Source organism: Streptomyces sp. NPDC001315 (genome assembly GCF_042896175.1).
GTDB lineage: Bacteria > Actinomycetota > Actinomycetes > Streptomycetales > Streptomycetaceae > Streptomyces.
In genome coordinates this window covers 73679-92121 of sequence record NZ_JBIAWZ010000016.1, presented here as the reverse complement: position 1 = coordinate 92121, position 18443 = coordinate 73679, and the positions used below count along the sequence as shown (strand labels likewise).

Annotated in this window: 16 protein-coding genes and 1 pseudogene; 4 read left to right on the top strand and 13 right to left on the bottom strand. The window is 69.8% G+C overall.

Features of this window, described 5'->3' with window-relative positions; all coding sequences use genetic code 11:
* The first annotated feature begins 87 nt into the window (after positions 1-87).
* Positions 88-588 carry a cupin domain-containing protein gene (locus ACFY16_RS32250; RefSeq protein ID WP_390650744.1) on the top strand — a complete coding sequence of 167 codons (501 nt, stop codon included), beginning with the start codon at positions 88-90 and terminating at the stop codon, positions 586-588.
* A 562-nt stretch (positions 589-1150) separates the two neighbouring features.
* On the opposite strand, the gene ACFY16_RS32245 is transcribed toward ACFY16_RS32250, so the two are convergent.
* A complete protein-coding gene (locus ACFY16_RS32245; protein WP_390650743.1) occupies positions 1151-2164 on the bottom strand; it encodes a LacI family DNA-binding transcriptional regulator in 1014 nt (337 codons plus the stop codon).
* Positions 2165-2567: 403 nt separating this feature from the next.
* On the opposite strand from ACFY16_RS32245, the gene ACFY16_RS32240 reads away from it, so the two are divergent.
* Together ACFY16_RS32240 and ACFY16_RS32235 are read left to right on the top strand one after the other, a co-directional pair.
* Positions 2568-3533 (top strand): glycoside hydrolase family 6 protein, encoded by a 966-nt coding sequence (locus tag ACFY16_RS32240; protein ID WP_390650786.1) that lies wholly within the window; start codon positions 2568-2570, stop codon positions 3531-3533.
* Between the two features lie 125 nt (positions 3534-3658).
* Positions 3659-4951, top strand: coding sequence for a glycoside hydrolase family 6 protein (locus ACFY16_RS32235; protein WP_390650742.1), 1293 nt, complete (start codon positions 3659-3661; stop codon positions 4949-4951).
* A gap of 675 nt (positions 4952-5626) precedes the next feature.
* On the opposite strand, the gene ACFY16_RS32230 is transcribed toward ACFY16_RS32235, so the two are convergent.
* Complete coding sequence (locus ACFY16_RS32230; protein ID WP_390650741.1) at positions 5627-6487, bottom strand: SDR family NAD(P)-dependent oxidoreductase; 861 nt, start codon at positions 6485-6487, stop codon at positions 5627-5629.
* Positions 6488-6613: 126 nt separating this feature from the next.
* Between ACFY16_RS32230 and ACFY16_RS32225 the strand changes: the two genes are divergently transcribed.
* Entirely contained in the window at positions 6614-8215 is a 1602-nt protein-coding gene (locus ACFY16_RS32225; RefSeq protein WP_390650740.1) for an FAD-binding oxidoreductase, read from the top strand.
* Between the two features lie 231 nt (positions 8216-8446).
* Here the strand turns inward: ACFY16_RS32225 and ACFY16_RS32220 are convergent, their stop codons facing one another.
* From ACFY16_RS32220 to ACFY16_RS32170, 11 genes and pseudogenes are all read right to left on the bottom strand, one after another.
* Entirely contained in the window at positions 8447-9481 is a 1035-nt protein-coding gene (locus ACFY16_RS32220) for a helix-turn-helix domain-containing protein (protein WP_390650739.1), read from the bottom strand.
* On the bottom strand, positions 9406-10704 hold the full coding sequence (locus tag ACFY16_RS32215) for a hypothetical protein (protein ID WP_390650738.1): 1299 nt from the start codon (positions 10702-10704) through the stop codon (positions 9406-9408). The genes ACFY16_RS32220 and ACFY16_RS32215 overlap by 76 nt, the downstream gene beginning before the upstream one ends.
* A gap of 153 nt (positions 10705-10857) precedes the next feature.
* A pseudogene (locus ACFY16_RS32210) lies at positions 10858-11029 on the bottom strand (transcriptional repressor); the annotation flags it as partial.
* A 249-nt stretch (positions 11030-11278) separates the two neighbouring features.
* Positions 11279-12355, bottom strand: coding sequence for a maleylacetate reductase (locus ACFY16_RS32205; RefSeq protein WP_390650737.1), 1077 nt, complete (start codon positions 12353-12355; stop codon positions 11279-11281).
* Between the two features lie 14 nt (positions 12356-12369).
* Positions 12370-13266, bottom strand: a complete 897-nt coding sequence (locus ACFY16_RS32200) for a dioxygenase (RefSeq protein ID WP_390650736.1) — start codon at positions 13264-13266, stop codon at positions 12370-12372.
* Positions 13263-13736 (bottom strand): DoxX family membrane protein, encoded by a 474-nt coding sequence (locus tag ACFY16_RS32195; RefSeq protein WP_390650735.1) that lies wholly within the window; start codon positions 13734-13736, stop codon positions 13263-13265. Before ACFY16_RS32195 ends, ACFY16_RS32200 begins: the two co-directional genes overlap by 4 nt.
* On the bottom strand, positions 13729-14724 hold the full coding sequence (locus ACFY16_RS32190; protein WP_390650734.1) for an alpha/beta hydrolase fold domain-containing protein: 996 nt from the start codon (positions 14722-14724) through the stop codon (positions 13729-13731). The genes ACFY16_RS32195 and ACFY16_RS32190 overlap by 8 nt, the downstream gene beginning before the upstream one ends.
* On the bottom strand, positions 14714-15127 hold the full coding sequence (locus ACFY16_RS32185) for a metal-sulfur cluster assembly factor (RefSeq protein ID WP_390650733.1): 414 nt from the start codon (positions 15125-15127) through the stop codon (positions 14714-14716). The genes ACFY16_RS32190 and ACFY16_RS32185 overlap by 11 nt, the downstream gene beginning before the upstream one ends.
* A complete protein-coding gene (locus tag ACFY16_RS32180) occupies positions 15124-16203 on the bottom strand; it encodes an amidohydrolase family protein (protein ID WP_390650732.1) in 1080 nt (359 codons plus the stop codon). Before ACFY16_RS32180 ends, ACFY16_RS32185 begins: the two co-directional genes overlap by 4 nt.
* 52 nt (positions 16204-16255) lie before the next feature.
* Entirely contained in the window at positions 16256-16678 is a 423-nt protein-coding gene (locus tag ACFY16_RS32175) for a heme-binding protein (RefSeq protein ID WP_351145863.1), read from the bottom strand.
* Positions 16675-18336 (bottom strand): GMC family oxidoreductase, encoded by a 1662-nt coding sequence (locus ACFY16_RS32170; protein ID WP_390650731.1) that lies wholly within the window; start codon positions 18334-18336, stop codon positions 16675-16677. The genes ACFY16_RS32175 and ACFY16_RS32170 overlap by 4 nt, the downstream gene beginning before the upstream one ends.
* Positions 18337-18443 lie beyond the last annotated feature (107 nt).

Here is an 18443-nt window from a genome sequence, read left to right as displayed (position 1 = left end):
GGCCTTCGCCGGATCTCCTCACTTCGCGTCCCACGCCTCTTCGTGGTTCCGCGCCCCTTCGTCGCTCTCCGAGCAGGAGTCACACGTATGTCCAACTTCCCCTCCCCGCCGCCGGTCCCGGAGGACCGCCAGTTCGTTCTCGGCCAGCACCTGCGCCTGTCGGTACTGGCCTCCGCGGAGGACACCGAGGGCCGGCACGACATCTCCGACGTCACCCTGCCTCCGGGTGCGGGAACCCCGCTGCACGTGCACACGGGCTACGAGGAGCGCATCTGGGTCGTCTCCGGCACCCTTACGGTCTGGTCCGGATCGGACACCTTCACCCTGCGGTCCGGGGACTACTACGCCGTCAAGATGAACACTCCGCACACCATCAAGGCGGGCGACGACGGTGCGCGCACCCTCGCCATCACCTCGCCCGCCAGGTTCGCGGAGCTCATCGGCCGCACCGGCACCCCCGCCCACCTGGCCACCACCGAAACCGAGTGGGACATGGAGCTGTTCAAGTCCGTCACGGAGGAGTTCGGCGACATCATCCTCGGCCCGCCCGGAGCCACTCCGGCCGACCTCCCGCGCGACGCCAAGTGATGTGTCCGGGCCGCGAGGCAGGGTGTGACGCGGGTGTTCGTCCGTCCGTCGTCCGCGCTCAGGTAGGTTTGTGAGCCGGAATCCCGCCCGCGGTCCCGGTGTGCCTCACCCGGAGTGCTCCAGCCGGTCGCTTTCCGCGCCGTGACATGGGCGCGCGGCGTGGGAAGGAAGGGCCCCTCACCCGGTGACAGGGCTCCGTCGGGGGGTCCCACCGCAACGAGAGGATCACCACACCATGCCGAGGCTTCTGCACGAGGACGACATCGGCCGCGTCGAGCGCAACGTCTATTCGGTGTCCACCAACCTCCGTCAAGACATCCGTCAAGGTACCCGAGCGCACCCACCCCACCGCGGGTCGTCGGAGGGACGGGACTGGGCGAGAGCCCACCCGCATCCGCATGTCAGCGGCAGCGTTGGGCTCCGCTCGAGAACGCCCACCTGCTCTTGACAGCACCACGTGGCCGGCTGCCGGCGCCGATGCCGCCAGCAGCGCACCGAACGATACGCATGCGCACGGGGTTCTCGGTCGGCGGGCGACCCATCGAGATCGAGGAGTCGGGTCCTACGTGGATTCCCGCCGAACCAGCCGGGTCGGCAGGATCAGCGGGCTCGGGTTCTCACCCCCCATGAGCGCAAGCAGCATCCGCGTCATCTCGCGGCCGAGGGCCTGTATGGGCTGATGAATCGTCGTGAGGGGCGGGTCGGACACTTCGGCGACCGGCAGGTCGTCGAATCCGACGACGGCGACGTCGGAGGGCACCACGCGGCCGGCACGGCGCAGTGGCCTCAGTGCCCCCACCGCCATGTTGTCGTTGGCGGCGAAGACCGCGTCCACGTCAGGAATGCGGGCGAGCAACGAGTCCATGGCGGTGATCCCCCCGCGCTCGGTGAAGTCGCCGGCCTCTTCGCCGTACGGGGTCAGCCCGGCCAGGGAGAGAGCCTCGCGGTAGCCGCGGAGTCGGGACCGGGCGACATCGGTGTCCGGCGGACCGGTGATCATCGCGATGCGTGTACGACCGAGGGCGATCAGGTGCTCGGTAGCGGCTCGGGCGCCTCCGACGTTGTCGACGTCCACGAAGGAGGGCACGTCCTCCCCCAGAGGCCGTCCGCCGAAGACGGCGGGCACCCCCGCGTCCAGGGCGAGCCGCGTCAGCGGGTCCTTCTCCCGCAGCGCCATCAGCATGACGCCGTCGACCGCGCGGGTGCGCAGCAACTGTTGCACGCGCAACTGCCCCCGGGCGGAGGTGGCCAGGCAGACCATCAAGTGGAGGTCGGTCTCCTCCAGCACCGTGGCGGCGCCGGCGACGACCTGGCCGAAGAACGGGTCGGCGAAGATCGCGGGGTCGTCGCCGGAGACGATGAGCGCGACCGCGCCCGCTTGCCGCGTCGCCAGTGCACGGGCGGTGGGGTTGGGGACGTAACCCAGTTCCCTGATCGCGCGCTGCACGGCATCGCGTTTGTCGCGGCTGACGTGAGGTGCGTTGTTGAGCACCCTCGACGCCGCGGTACGGGAGACGCCCGCACGCTCGGCCACCTCGTCCAGGGTCGGCCTCCGACGCGTCGCTTCGTCCGCCACGACAATCACCTCGATCTTGATACGTCAGGAGGGTAGCGCCCCTCGGGGCTCATCCGGGGCGCACTCTACTGGAAGCGCTTCCGGAAAGCCGCTCATTCCCCTGCCACACCTACCGGGGTGAGCAGGTACCTGCACGCGTCTTGACACAGTTGTAGAGCCAGATCCACGATTGCTCAGCGCGACATAGGGCGGCGAGTCGACCGGAAGCGGTTCCAAAAAACTGCTCCTGGGGCTCCTTTGCGCAGAACCGGGAGCGCGAACACGGGTGCGCTCCAGCAGCCATTCACCGGGCCACCACTCCGGTAACGGGCGACGCCCGGCCCCACCCGTCCCGCACCCGTTCTTCGTCGAACCGCCGGCCTCACCGGCCGCGGGACGACCCCGGTCGAAAAGAGGTTTCACCATCCGTAGGCCTACCCGTCTGCTCGCATCGATCCTGCTCGCGATTCCGCTGGCGCTCGCGGCCCCCGCGGCTGCGCACGCGGATGATCCCCTCTCAAGCACCAGCGGGTTCTACGTCGACCCCAACTCCACCCCCGCCGCGTGGGTGGCCGCGAACGCAGGTGACGGACGCGCCGCCGCCATCGGCGCCTCCATCGCCGCCAAGCCCATGGCCCGCTGGTTCGGCAACTGGAGCGGTGCCATAGGCACGGCCACCGGCGCTTACGTCGGCGCGGCCCGCGCCTCGAACAAGTTGCCCGTCCTGGTCGCCTACAACATCCCAAACCGCGACATCTGCGGCGGCCAGTCCGGCGGCGGCGCCGGTAGCGTCGCCGCGTACAACACCTGGATCGCGGCGTTCGCCGACGGCATCGGCAACCGCCCCGCCGTCGTCGTCCTGGAGCCGGACGCGCTCGGCGACGTGAGCTGCATGACCTCCGCCCAAATAGCCGAACGCAACTCCTTGCTCAACAACGCCATCACCCAGTTCAACGCCAAAGCCCCCAACACCTGGGTATACCTGGATGCCGGAAACCCCGGCTGGATCAGCGCGGCCACGATGGCCCAGCACCTGAACGCCGCAGGCCTCAGTCGGACCCACGGCTTCGCGCTGAACGTTTCCAACTACTACTCCACCGCCCAGAACGTGAACTACGCCAACTCGGTCAACTCGGCGCTGCAGAATTCCTTCGGCTACACCAGGCCCTTCACGATCGACACCGGCCGCAACGGCAACGGCTCGAACGGCGCTTGGTGCAACCCCGCCGGCCGCAAGACCGGCACATCCAGCCAGATCGGCGGTGGGGCCGAGATGCTGCTGTGGATCAAGACCCCGGGCGAATCCGACGGCAACTGCGGCACTGGGGCCGGCTCGACCGCCGGGCAGTTCCTCCCCGAGACCGCCTACAAGATGATCTACGGCTACTGAGCCCCGCCCACCGCTGAAGGCAATCGCCGGCCCGGTCGGTCAACGCGCCCGAAACGCACATCGGCGCGCCCCACCCACGCCCTCACCGAGCTCGACCGAGCTCGATCCGACATTCGAGGAAACCGATGGCACACCGCCTGCCCAGATCCGTTTTTCCCATCGCCGTCGCGCTGGCGCTCGGCCTCGCCGCCCCCGCCGCAGCCACACCCGCGCCACCGTCGGCAGCGGCCGACCACACCTTGCCCAGCGACACCCGCTTCTACGTCGATCCCGGCAGCGACGCCGCCCGCCAGGCCGTCACCGACCTGAAGAGCCACGACGTGGCCGGTGCCGCGGCGATGGCGAAACTGGCGAGCTGGCCCGAGGCCACCTGGTTCACCGACGGCACCCCCTCCGAGGTGAAAAGCAGGGTGGAGAAGCTGATGCGTGACGCCAGGCGCACCGGCACGGTGCCGACGCTCGTCGCCTACAACATCCCGCTGCGCGACTGCTCGCTGTACTCGGCCGGGGGCGCGCAGTCCGACGCCGAGTACCAGGCGTGGGTCAAGGGCTTCGCTCAGGGAATTGGCACCGGCAAGGCGGTCGTCGTCCTCGAACCGGATGGTCTGGCGAACCTGCCCTCCGACTGCGGTCCCGACTCCGATCCGACCGGCGCCCTCACCGCCGGCCGCATCGCCGACCTCAACATCGCCATCGACGCCCTTGAGGCACAGCCGGGCACCTCCGTGTATCTGGACGCGGGCAACAGCCATTGGAAGAGCGTCGGTGACATCGCCCAGCGTCTGCTGCAGGCTGGAGTGACGCGTACTCAGGGGTTCTCGCTGAACGTCTCCAACAACCTGACCACCGAGCAGAACAGTCGCTACGGCACCTGGGTCTCCGACTGCCTCTGGTTCGCCACCGAAGGCCCGGACTGGGCGCGCGGGCACGCCGACTGGTGCGCCGGTCAGTACTACTCGCCGACCGCACCGAACGACGGACAGCCCGGCAACGCCGTGGATCCGGATGACACGAGCACCTGGCACTGGACCGACCAGTGGTTCCAGCAGAACGTCGGGACCCCGCCCGCGTCCCAACGCACCCATTTCGTCGTCGACACGAGTCGCAACGGGCGCGGTGCGTGGACCCCGCCGAAGGACAAGTACACCGGCGACCCTCAGGTCTGGTGCAACGCACCGGACCGCGGCATCGGCGCTCGGCCGACGGCCAGAACCGGAGTGCCTCTGGTGGACGCCTATCTCTGGATCAAGACCGTGGGCCAGTCCGACGGCCAGTGCAACCGTGGCATACCCGGCGGCACCGTAGATCCCGAATACGGCGTCGTAGACCCTGCCGCCGGTGAATGGTGGCCCGACCAGGCTCGATCCCTCGTCCAGAACGCCGCTCCGGCGCTGACGTTCAACCGCAACCTGCTGTGAAGGGACGGTGCGTGCGGTGATGTTGGCTTCTCATTGAGGCCGGGGCGGGGTAGGCCCCCCAGATCGGCGGTGACACGCGCCGTGTGCACCCTCTCCGGGCTGCATCCTGCCCGCCTGTGGGCCCACCAGGCAGCCGCCTGGTGGGCCCGGGGGCGAAACCAGCCCCAGCTATGGGCGCGCAGCCCAGTCGCCGGACTGCCTGCGCGCCCACGCGATGAACTCGTCCGCCACCGGATAGTCGCGCTCGACTGACGTCGCGAGGCGATGCAGCTTCCGGCGCGTGTGCCAGGCCCTCATAGCGCCGGCGCGTGATCGGGCCGGCCGCTGGTCCGGCGGCGAAGACGTACTCGGCCCCGTCGACGCGTCAGCCGGTCGAGGCGTCGATGACCGTGAGCTCGGCCTCGCGGCCGGGTCCGGACGTCGATGAGGACCATCTGCGGACCCTGGTGGCCGCCCTGCCCCGAAGCGTTTTCCACGGGCGGGATCACACTGAAGGGCTATGGACGAGTGCATCACCGCGCGTATGTTCAACGACCCCGACAAGGGGGATGCTCGTCGCTCCCCCGGTCTGATCCGGCAAAGACGAATGGCCCCGTCGCGAGACGCGGCCATTCCTTCTTGCGCTGGACTTGGCGAGGCGCATTGGTAGCCGCCGGCGCGTGAGCAATGCGACCGCTACATGATCGCGCCAGCCCCGCCGTCGACCACGATGTTCGTCCCCGTGACCCATGCGGCCTCGTCGGAGGCCAGGTACAGCCCCGCGTAGGCGACTGCCATCGGATCTCCCGGCTTTCCGGTGATCGTGCGCTCGAGCACGGGAGCGACGGGGGCGTTGGCCCCCATCTCCTCGTACATCGCGAGAACCGGCGGTGTTCCCATGGCGCCGGGGCTCACCGAGTTCACGCGGACTCCGACAGCAATGCCCTCGGCTGCGAGCTGACGGGTCAGGGCCATGACCGCACCCTTGGCAGCGGCGTGAGCGGCCTGCGGCAACGTCCGGACGCCCGCGAGACCCGCTGCGGAACCGATGTTGACGATCGCACCGCGCACCTTCGCGAGGTGGGGCCATGCGATCTGCGACGCGCGCCAGACGAGATGCAGCTCGTTCTCGATCGTGAAGACATAGTCCTCATCGCTCTGTTCGGCGAACGGAGCGAATTTCGGCATGCTCGCGTTGTTGTAGAGCACATCAATACGCCCGTGCTTCGCCACCGCGTCCTGGATCCACGTCTGGACGTCGGAGTGATTGCTCAGGTCGACGGGAGCGCTGGAGTCGATGGTGCCGCCCTCGGCCTCGACCAGGCGGACAGTGCCGGCTGCACCCTCCGGGTTCAGGTCGCAGCCGACCACCGTGGCGCCCTCTCGTGCCAGGAGCTGTGCCGTCACCCGGCCCATTCCGCTGCCGATCCCGGTAAGCAGCACGACCTTGCCTTCTAGACGACCGGACACTGTCACTTCCTCCTTGGTTCTCTGCTGACGTGCCCGATCCCAGCACAGCGCACCGCCGCGAGCATGCTCCTCGCCGACGACGTGCACGGAGTGCACAACTCTGTGCGGGATCTGCCCAGTCCGCTTGCACCGAACACCGTCCAGGCGCGGGCGTGAGTAGAACCGCTTGAAACCAACCACTCCGCGAACTGTTCAAGGGAGAGATGAGGAGCCATGCTCGACACCACCCGACCGATCCCACCCGGCCTGACCGAGGGCGACCTCGACCGTGCACTCGTCGCGATCGCTGCCGCGATCGGTGACGACAAGGTGGTCACCGACGCCGAGTCCCTCGCGGATTTCCAGGATCCCTACCAGTTTCCCGGTTCCGCCACGAACGTCCCGTCGGGCGTCGTCAGCCCGACCAGCGTCGAGGAGGTCCAGGCGATCGCCCGGATCGCCAACGAGCACCGCGTCCCGGTCTGGCCGATCAGCCGCGGGAAGAACAACGGCTACGGCGGTGCCGCGCCGCAGGTGCGCGGCACACTGATGCTGTCGTTCAGGAACATGAACAAGGTCCTCGAGATCAACGAGGAGCTCGGCTACGCGATCGTGGAGCCGGGCGTGAGCTGGTTCGACCTGCACGACGCCATCGAGGCGGGCGGCCACAACCTTGTCGCCTCCATCGTCGACATCGGCTGGGGTGGCGTCGTCTCGAACACCCTCGAGCACGGTCTCACCTACATGCCGTACAGCATCGACCAGGCGTCGCACTGCGGCTTCGAGGTGGTGCTGCCGAACGGCGACCTCTTGCGCACCGGCTCCGGCGCAATGGACAACAACCCGACCTGGCCTCTCTACAAGCGCGGCCTCGGCCCGACGTCCACCGAGCTGTTCATGCAGTCGAACTACGGAATCGTCACGAAGATGGGCTACTGGCTGATGCCGAAGCCCGAGATCTACATGCCGCTGTGGCTGCAGTTGTGGGATGACTCTCAGATGCCCGCCGTGGTCGACGCGCTGCGCGAACTCATGCTTGACGGCACGATCGACATGCGCCCGCAGCTCTCGAACACCCTCTGTATGGCGTCGATGATGACCGCCCGAGCGGAGTGGTACGACGGCCCGGGCGCGATGCCTGAGGAGGTCATCGAGAAGATCGCCAAGGACCTCGGGCTCGGGCGCTGGACGATGCGCTTCGCGCTGTACGGCGACGAGGCGGTCGTCGACTACAACTTCGCCAAGCTCAAGAAGCGCTTCGAGTCGATCCCGACGGTCTCGGTCTTCGGCGAGAAGCACGGTGCCGACGAGTGGGAGACCCTCCCCAACCCGCACGAGCGGGTCCAGATCGGAGTTCCGAGCCTCGACCTCTACAAGATGGCCGGGTGGTCGGGCGGCGACGAGGGCGGGCACGTCGACTTCTCGCCGGTGATCCCGCTGACCGCACAGCACGCGAAGGCCGCCCAGGACCTGTTCTCGAAGATGTGCACCGACGCGGGCTTCGACTACCTCGGCGGAATGCTGCCGATCAACGCGCGGGCGACGACGTTCATCAACGTCATCCCCTTCGACACCAAGAACCAGGCACAGGTGCATGCCGCGTACGAGCACGCCAAGCGGATGGTCGCGGCAGCCGGGAAGCTCGGCTACGGCGAGTACCGCGCCCACCTGTCGTTCATGGACCTCGCGGCGGACCAGTTCGGCTTCAACGACCACGCGCAGCGGCGGTTCAACGAGACGATCAAGGACACGCTCGACCCCAACGGCATCATCGCGCCCGGCAAGTCGGGAATCTGGGGGACGCGCTTCCGCCAGGCGGGCTTCCCGCAGCAGTAGACCTTCAGCACAGATGGGCCCCCGTCCGCACGTACAGGGGCCCATCTCAGCCAGTACCGGGCTACGCGTCAACTGGCGGACGGTACGCGGGACAAGACGCTGTTCTCGGTTGCGGCACGGCCGACCCCTGTCAGGCTGACCGGCGAAGCGCGCCGATCCACGCCGCTCGCCCTCCGCTCGACAAGGCCGGGTTCCTGGAGGGTTCCGAGCGACTTGCGACTTGCTGTGCTGTCAGGCGCCACGGCGCAGGTCGCGCGGGGAGCACCCGTAGGTCTGACGGAACACACGACTGAAGCTCGCGGGGTCGCGATACCCCCACCGCGACGCAATCGACGCGATCGAGGCATCGCTCGACCGGCGCAGATCGGCCAGCGCCCGTTCGAGCCGCTGCTCCCGGATCCAGGCGGACACGCCACATCCGGACGCGGCGAACAGTTTGTGCACGTATCGCGTGGAGACGAAGTGTGCGCGCGCGATCTGTTCGGGCCCGAGCCCGGGGTCGTGCAGGTGCTCCAGCGTGTAGCGGCGCATCCGTCCGAGCAGGGCGTCCGAGCGATTCGCCGGGGTCGGAACGGCGTCGCTGCCACTGTGCAGGGTCCACAGCATGGCGACGAGCATGTCGGAGAGGCCCTCAGCCTCCTGCTCGGAGACAGGTGAGCTCTCGACGGTGCGCGCGAGCCCGGCGAGGAACGGCGTGCCGAGCCGGATCACGGACTCCTTGCCGTGCGCGATCTTCATCGCCGTACTCCGGACGATGCCGTTGCCCCGCGCGCCGAGCAGCCACTTCGGGAAGCTGAACACCGTCACGTCCAAGCCGTCGCGCGCCTCGAAGGTCGAAGGCCGCGAGGTGTCGTGGATCGCGAGGGCGCCAGGTCCCAGCACGCAGGAACGATCGTCCTGCTCGATCCTGCAGGAGCCGTTGCGTAGCAGGTAGAGCAGGATGCAGTCAGGGTCCCCCTCGGCGATCATGCGAGAGGTCCGTCTGGCGGTGTGCGGCGCGCCGGTGATCGAACGCACCGCGACAGGGCCTACCGGGCCGCCGGTGAGCCGCGCCTCGAACGGGTGCGGCCCGACCGACTCGACGCCCATCGGGAAGAAGTGCTCGGCGATGCCCGCCGACCAGTACTCCGGACGGTCGGACGGGGCAACCGCCCGGGTGTCGAGAAAGGTGGTCATCGCTGGGCGATCTCTCAGCGCTTCTTCTTCGGCAGCGCACGGGCGACCGCATCGGCCGTCTTCATCAGCGAGGCGTTGCCCGCGGCCCACACGACGAAGTTCTGACCCGGCGTGGAGACCTTCGCACCCGGGTCCTCACGACCCATCTCGGGGTTCTTGTGGCACGCCACCGGGATGTTGAGGACGAGCCGACGCAGGCATGAGTTGGCGTGGTCGCACCACACGATCTCGGAGGTCCGCCCTTCGACGACCTTCAGTGCGTAGTCCGGATCAGCGAGTATCTGCCGGGCGAGCATCGTCGCATCGGCGTGCCCGGCGGCGATCGCCTCGCCGGCCTGCTGCGGGTCGGGCGTACTCGACAGGAACAGCCGGACGCCGTCGCCGACCGCCGCACGAAACGCCTGCGGCTCACCGTGCGCCAGCATGTTTCCAGAAGCGGACGGGATGTTGTCTCCCATCGACTCGTAGTTGCCCTCAGTGAGCGAGACGAAGTCGACGCCGGCCTTGACGATGTGGCCGGCCACCTCGGCGAAGCCATCGGCGTCCTGGCCGTCAGGCATGTGGTCGTTCACGCTCATCCGGATGCCTACGGGGAAGTCGGGACCTACCTCGGCGCGGACCGCGGCAATGGCGTCCCGCAGCGCACGGGCCCGGTTCTCTGCGGAGCCGCCGTACTCGTCGGTCCGCTTGTTCGCCAGCGGCGAGAGGAACGAGGAGTAGAAGTAACACATGTGCGCGGCGATCTCGATACCGTCGAAACCAGCAGCCTTCGCCCTCCTCGCCGACTCGACCACGTCGCGCTCGAGGCCCTTGATATCCTCGACCGTCGCCTCGTGCGGGAGCGGTGTGACACGGCCGCCCGGGACGTAGAGATGGTCCGGCAGCCCGCCTGAGCCGAAGTCGACCGACTTCGGACTCGCAGCCGAGATCCATGCGCCGTTCCGCGGCACGCCCATACGGCCGAAGCTCGGGAAGAGTTGCGCGAAGATCGGCGATCCGGCCGCGTGCACCGCGTCGACCAGGCGGGCGAGGTCCGCGACGAACTCGTCCTTGTCGAAGCGGAGGTTCGGGAAGAAGGGCGACTCGTTCCACGCCCGCTCGCTCGCCACCGAGCCGCCGACGATGACCAGGCCCACACCGCCCCTGGCGCGTCGCGTGAGGAATGCGATGGTCTGCTCGCTCGGGCGGCCATCCTCCGTCGGACGAAGCACTGCCATCGGGCCGAGAACGATGCGGTTCTTGAGCTGCAGCTTGTTGACGGTGAACGGAGAGGCCAGCACCTCGGCGGTGGTGCCCGACGTCGTCACATTCATCTCGTCTCCTTGGTGATGGCGGTTTTCACCGGCCTGGGTCGGGTGCAAGGTGCGCCCGTGCGCGACCGGGCGGCCATCTGCCTCCTCCGGCTTCGGGTCTGTGACGATCGCATCATGGTTCTCAGTCATGGGAATCCTTCCGAACTGGGTGGATCACGGTGCACAGGAACTGCGGGCGGTGGAACAGTCGGGGCACAAGCCCCAAGGGATGACAGGCCTCGTCGATCGAGAAGCCGTGGTCGTCGGACGCGGTCAGGCAGGAGGCCGCGCCGGCCGTGCAGTCGACGTCGGCGACGACATCGCACGACCGGCACACGACGTGGTGGTCCAAGGGCGGGGGCCCGTGAACGACGGCAGCGGCCCCGCGCCCTTTCTCTCAACCGCGATCAGGTCGGCCATTTGTGGCGACAGGAACACGAGCGGGGTCACCGTCAGCCTGGGTGGAATCCCACGGGAACGGTCCGCACAGGCCCGGCCTCTCGCCCGGCGCCGCACAGCGCGGGTCGGGCTCGGCCGCCTCGGCCGGGCTCGACCCGTACGAAGGGCCCGCTGTACGGGCCCTCGGAGCCGTTACTCAGTTCTCCGTACCGTCCAACGCCATCGGGTCCGTGCCCGCCCACGCCGCGCGCAGGAGCTGCCGCAGGCCGTCAGCAGTGACCGGGCGTGGGTTGTTCACCGGAACAGCCTCCAGGATCGCGTGCACAGCGTCCTCGATCTGCTCCTCGGCGAAGCCGTAATCGCGCAAGGCGCTCGGGGCGTCCACTGCCCGCCGCAGCCACTGCAGGCCCTCGACGGCTGAAGTGGCGCCGAAGGCGTCCGCGATCCGCCGTGCGGCCTCCGGCGCGGCAGGCGCGTTGAAGGCGAGGACATAAGGCAGGACGACCGCGTGGGTCTGGGCATGCGGCAGGTTGTAGGCACCGCCCAGCACATGGCAGACCTTGTGGTGCAGGCCCGAGCCCGCCGACGAGAACGCCACCGCCGACAGGTAGGCCCCGAACAGCACCTGCTCGCGTCCCGGCAGGCCGGCCGGGTCGCCGACGACGTCCGGCAGGCCGGCTGCGAGAGCACGGATGCCCTCCCCCGCCAGGACCCGGTCCACCGGGTCGGTGCGCGGGGCCCACATCGAGTCCACGCAGTGGGCGAGCGCGTTGAGCCCGGAGGCGACGCTCATCGCCACGGGCAGGGACAGGGTGAGTGCCGCATCGTAGATCACCGAGCGCGGCAGGACCCGTGGGTCCGATCCCGTGGTCTTGCGGGCGCCTTCCGTCAGTCCCCAGACGCTGGTCACCTCCGAGCCGGCGTAGGTCGTGGGGACGGCGACGATGGGGAGTCCGCTGGTCAGAGCGATGGCCTTGGCCAGGCCGGTGGTGGAGCCGCCTCCCACGCTGACGATCAGGTCCACCTCATGCGCGGTGGCCGCGGCGCGGGCCCGTTCAGCGGCCGCGACCGGGACGTGCATGAGCACCTCGTCGTGGCACAGGACGACCGGCAGCTCCGCGGTCACCTTCCCGGCCAGGTCGTTCTCGGTCGCTGAGGCGATCACCATCACCCGCGAGCCGCCCAGCCGCTCCACCTCGGCGCACACCGCCGTAGGCGCGTCACCCGGCGCGAAGCGGACGCGCTGCGCCAGGGTCTCGTGCTCGAATCGCATAGGGGGTTCTCTCCTCAAGGGGCTTGTGGGGCGAGCACGATGTCGAACCACACACGGGACCAGCTCTGCGCGCCCAGGTCCCGCCCGCCGGGCGCGGGAGTGCCGGGCGGCTGTCGCTCGAACCGTTTGACGAGGGAGTCCTTGACGCCGAACACGGCGTCGGAGCCGAGCAGTGCGTCGCCTTCGACGAAGATGTGTGTGACGAGGGTGCGCAGGTCGGGTGCGTTGACCTTGAAGTGCAGATGCGAAGCGCGCAGCGGTGAACGGGCGGTCTTCTCCAGCAGGGCTCCCACGGGCCCGTCGTGCGGGATGGGGTACGGGGTGGGCGTGAGGCCCCAGAAGGAGTAGCGGCCCCGCTCGTCCGTGTGGAGGTGAGCCCGCCCAGCCAGATGGCCCTGGTCGTACTGGACGTCGTAGAAGCCGTCCTCGTCGGCCTCCCATACGTCCAGGCGCGCCCCGGCAACGGGCTTGCCGTCGGTGTCGGTGACGGTGCCCTCGACCCAGCAGGGCTCGCCGGCGGCGCCGCCGGACGTGTCGCCGCCGAGGGGGATCTCGGGAGCGCCGTCGACGAAGAACGGGCCGACCACGGTGGCCTCGGTGGCCATGCCATCGGCCTCGTGACTGATGTTGATGGTCTGCATCGAGGCGCCGAGGACGTCCGAGAGGAGGATGAACTCCTGCCGGGTGTCGGTGGTGATGTGGCCCGCCGCGGTGAGGAAGTCGATGGCGTGCTGCCACTCGTCCTCGGTCAGCCGGACTTCGCGGAGGAAGGCGTGCAGGTGCCGTACGAGGGCCTGCATCACCTCCTTCATACGGGGCTCCGGGGTGTTCTCGAACGACGCGAGCACCCGACGGACCAGTTCGTCCTCGACCTGACGCTGCTGTTCGGAGACTGCGGGAGAGGAGGTCACGGTGTTGCTCCTTCCATGGGTGGCGAGGTGGTCGGCGCCTGCCCGGGCCGTCCACCCGTGAGAACAGACGCAAGCAGGCCGCCGGCCAAGGCGACGTTCTTGAGGAAGTCTCCCTGCTGGTGGACGCGTTGCGGGCCGGGCGGCTCCTTCCAGAAGGGGAAGGCGGCGAGTGTGGTGGGCACCAGGGACCCGGCGAGAGCTGCGGCGCAGGCCCTCGGGGCGACGCCGGCGGCGAGCGCCACAGCGGCGGTCACGTGGAGCGCCGCGTTGGCGCGGACCAGCTGGCGGTCGGTGAAGCGGTCCAGCGGCGGCACCGCTCTGCGGCACCGACCGAGCAGGGACGAGGCCGCCTGCGCCGGGCCGTCCGGGCGCCGCCACACCTGGCTGCCTCCGGTGACGAAGACGGCGGCCAGGGCGACGCGGGAGAGGGCTCGCCCCACATCCCTGCCGCGTGCTGGTCTCTCAGGCATTCCAGGGGTCCGTTCGCAGGTGGCGGTCGAAGAAGCGCTCGACGAAGGCGGGTGTCAGCAGCGCCTGCCGTTCGGTACCGGGGCTGCGGGAGGAGCGCACGGTGGCGCTCCTCGGCCGCAGTTCCCAGTCGCCCGTGTTGAGGAAGCTGTGGTCGGCGCCGTGGACGAGCAGGAGATGGGACTCGGCGCCGGCGGCTGTCAGGGCGTCGTGCAGGCGGACACTCTGCCGGGGGCCGACGAGGAGGTCGGCGTCGCCGTGGAGCAGCAGGACGGGCGGTGCGTCCGGATGTGCCTGATGCGCCGGGCTGGCTGCGACGGCGGCTTCGGGCCGATCGGCCGGGCGGCCACCCAGCAGGCCCCAGGCCGGGTCGGAGGCGTCCACCCCCAGCACGCCGCCCGGCAGGGCGTCGTCGTCGAGCCGGAGCAGGTCGGTGGGCGGGTAGCCGGCCACCACCGCCCGGACGCCCGGCACTGCGGCCGTGCCGTCGGGTGCCGTGGCGAGCGCCGCGAGCAGTGCGAGGTGCGCGCCGGCCGAGCTGCCCCACAGGCCGATCGCGTCCGCGTCGATCCCGTGGCCGTCGGCGATGGAGTGCAGGTGCCGCAGCGCGGCCAGCACGTCGTGCAGCTGTGCCGGCCACGGCGCGGTATCGGAGGAGCGGTACTCGATGTCGGCCATGGCGTAGCCGCGCTCGGCGAAAAGCCGGGCGAGGCGTGGCCCGTAGCCGCGGCGCTGGTGGCGCCAACCGCCCCCTGGGAACCAGACGATCGCCGGGGCCGGGGTTCCGGCCGATGCGGCCTGTGGGAGGTGGAGGTCCATCCTCAGGTCCGCCCCGCCGTCGGCGGCGCGGAACGCGATGTCACGCACCACCCGGACCGGATCCGGGTCGACTCGCTCGGGCGGGGGCGGGGCCTGACTGAGCCCCTCCATGAAGCGGCTCATGGTCTCTGCGTTGCGGGCCGCCGCGTCCCGCGCGGTGTCAGTGCTCATCGTCGCGTCCGGCGGCAGCCGCGCTGCTCGCGACGAGCAGCGGGAGGGTACGGCGTTTGCGCGCGCGGTGCTCCTCCAGACGCTGCCGGTAGTCGGGGGCGAGCCGGTCCTGGGTCCAGTCGTAGTCGTCGGCGAGGCTGATCTCGACGGACGTGACGCCGGGCAGTGCGGCGAGGCGCGCGTGCGCCTCGCTCGCGAAGGAGCCGATGAGGACGCAGCTGGGCTCGGTCACGCCGACGGTAACCGCGACGTGCCGGCCCTCCGTCCCGGCGGGGTCCTCCTCGACGCGGACACCGCTGACGAGTCCCATGTCGTCAAGGCCGGCCGGGACGCCCGCCGTGATGCTGCACGGGTCGACGATCTCGTTGAGGACCGCCCGGACCTGGGCTTCGGTGACGCTCACCGGGCACCTGCCGGGACCTCGTCGCCCGCGGGCTCGATCCGGCCGCCCCACGCGGGCTGCAGCTCGTCGGTGTCGAACTCGTCCCCGCTGATGCGCTCGCGCAGCTTCTTCTCGTCGATGCCGTGCAGGCGCAGGAAGTTGCGGCCCAGGATGCCGGCCTTGATCTCCTTGGTGAGCTCCGGCATGCCGTACTCCTCGACGAGGTCGCGGGGCATCTCGAAGTTCCAGAACGCCTCGATCACCGGGCGAGGGTGGACCGCGTCGCAGCCGGTGGCCCAGATGATGCGGTCGCCGCCGCCGGCCTCGAGGAAAGCACCGATGGCCTGGGCGAAGCGCCGGGGTGCGTAGACGGCCATGAACGAGGTGGCCTCCAGGTTGACCCAGATGTTGCGGAACGACTCCAGCTGCAGGGCCGTCTCCTCGACGAAGGCCATACCGCCGTGGACGACCTCGAACTGCAGGTCGGGGAAGGCGAGTGCGGCGGCCTCGACGTCGGCCACGCCGAGCGCGGAACTGGGGCCGGGGCCGACCGGGAGGGCCTTGTGGATCGCGACGACCTTGATGCCGTGCCTGCGGGCCCGCTCGAAGACGGGGAAGCAGACCTCCGGGTCGCCCATGTCCAGTGCGGTCACCCGGCCGTCGACGACATCGATCGGGTACAGCTTGAGGGCGTTGACGCGGTGCTTCTCGACGAGTTCGTCGACCCGGTCCAGCACGCCGGGCCGCAGGGGCGAGACCGCGCCGTAGATCAGCACGCGCTCGGGCCACTTCTCGCGCATCTCCAGGCCGACGTGCAGCGCCGAGCCGCCGTCCTTGAAATGTCCGTAGATGGGTGTCTCGTGGAAGGCGACGATGTCGGTCTGGCTCTCGGCGAGCAGGGCCCGGCCGATGATGTCGGCACCGGCGCCCTGCATGTAGGTGGAGCGCTCCAGGGTGTAGGCGGGACCGCTGGTGCGCTTGTGCAGGCTGTAGAGGTGTTCGCCGATGGCGGCTCCGACGGGCGGGGTGACGCAGTTCTCGGGCCTGAAGTTGTAGTTGTGGGCCACGCCTTCGACGACGAGGTTGCCTTCTATCACTGCTCTTCTCCTCGGGAGTGAATGCGGTTACGGGGTGGGCGAGCGGACGTGTTCAGGCGAGCAGGTCGGCGATCGCTTTCAAGGCTTGGCGTGCGAGGCGGTCGTCGGTGGCGGCGTCCGCCCCGCCGATGCCGATGGCGCCGATGACTTCGCCGTCGTCGACGGTGATCGGTACCCCGCCGGGGACGGGGAGCAGCCGGTCGTCGAGGAGGTGCACGGGCGCGATGGCCATGGCGGGGCTCGCGGCGAGTTCCGCGAAAGCCGAGGTGGCCATGCCGGAGACGGCCGCGGTGTGGGCCTTTCGGCGGGCGGTCTCGATGCCTATGGGGCCGACGCCGTCGTCTGCGAGGAGCACCTTGGCGCCTCCGCTGCGGTCGGTGACGACGGCGCAGATGGCGGCGCTCTCGGCCCGGGCGGCTGCCAGCGCGGCCTCGGCGGCAGCGTGGGCGATGACGTAGCTCAGCGGCGCTCTCATGCCGCGCTCCTGTCCACGACGGAGGTACGGGTGGCCGTCGGAATGCCGCGGATCAGGTCGCCGGCCCGCTCGGCGACGGCGATGACGGTCGCGTTGACGTTGGCGCCGGGGACGGTCGGCAGGACGGACGCGTCGACGACCCGCAGTCCGTTTATGCCGTGCACACGCAGCTCGGGGTCGACGACGGCCTGGTCGTCCGTTCCGATGGCGCAGGTGCCGCTGGCGTGGTTGCCCGGGTAGGCGACCTCTCGCAGGAAGGCATCCAGCTCGGCGTCGGTGCGGATCTCGGGGCCGGGCATGCGTACCGCCTCGATCATGGGGGCGACCTCGGGGGTGTTCAGCAGCGCCAGGGTGGTGCGGACGATCTCGCGCAGGCTGGCGAGGTCGTCCGGCTCGGTGAGGAAGTTGTAGAGGATGCGCGGGGCGTGGGACGGGTCGGCGGAGCGCAGCCGGACCGAGCCCTTGGCACGCGGGGTGGCGACGGCATTGAGGGCCACACAGTGGCGTCCGCGCAGTGGCTTGATCCCGGGGAACCAGGGGCGTGCGTCGAAGCCGCCGGCGAGGATGCCGAGGAAGCCGTCGGGCCGGTCCAGGTCAGGGCGGGTGCGCACATAGGCGGAGAGGAACTCGGGCATTCCGCCGAGCGGTCCGCTGCCCGCGAGGAGCCAGCGCACCCCGTTGACGAGCAGACGGTCGGCCCGCAGGTGCTCGTGGAAGGTGACCGGCTCCTTGACGTCGAAGGCGACCGGGGCGGCCACATGTTCCTGCAGGTTGGCGCCGACGCCAGGCAGTTCGGCCTGTACCTCGATGCCGTACTGCTGCAGCTGTGCGGCAGGTCCGATACCCGAACGCATCAGCACTTGTGGTGAGTTGAACGTACCGGCGCTGAGGATCACCTCGCGGGCGGCCCGGACGGTCCGGCTGCGGCCTTCCTTGACCAGGCGGACGCCGATGGCGCGTCTGTTCTCCAGCAGGACGGTGTCGACCAGCACTCCGGTGAGCAGCGTCAGGTTGGGGCGCTTGCGCAGGACGGGGCGCAGGTAGGCGGCGGCGGTGCTGTGGCGCCGGCCACGGTGCAGGGCGTTCTCGCACTGGCCGGCGCCGGTGGGGTCGCCGGCCTGGGTGTCGTCGGGGATGGCGATACCCAGCGAGCGGGCCGCGCGGTCGAGGCGCTGCCCGAAGGGGCCGCGCCGGGAAGCGGTCGACACGGTGACGGGGCCGTAGCCGCCGTGGTGATCGGTGTCCCCGCGCCAGCTTCGCTCGGAGCGGCGGAAGTAGGGCAGCAGGTCGTCCCAGCCCCAGCCGGTGGCGCCGGCCTTGACCCAGTCGTCGTAGTCGAGGCGGTGGGCGCGGACATGGGTCGAGCCGTTGATCGATCCGGTGCCGCCGACCAGGCGGCCCCGCGGGACCGGGACGGTCCGGCCGCCGAGGCCCGGTTCGGGCTCGCTCTCGTAGCCCCAGCTGATGTTGTCGCGTCCCGACAACAGGCCCACGCCCACGGGGAGTCGAACGAGCAGATCGCGGTCTGCGGGCGGGCCCGCCTCGATCAGCAGAACACGGGTGGCCGGATCGGCGGACAGGCGGGCTGCCAGGACGCAGCCGGCGGTTCCGGCGCCGACCACGACGTAGTCGTACTCGGTGCTGTTTCCGGCGCTCACGCGGAAGTCCCAGACATCGTCGTCTCCTTCGTGCAGGGGAAATGCGCGGACCGGCGCGGACCCTCGCAACGGCCCGGCACCTCGGCGCGGCGCCAACGTAACAGCGG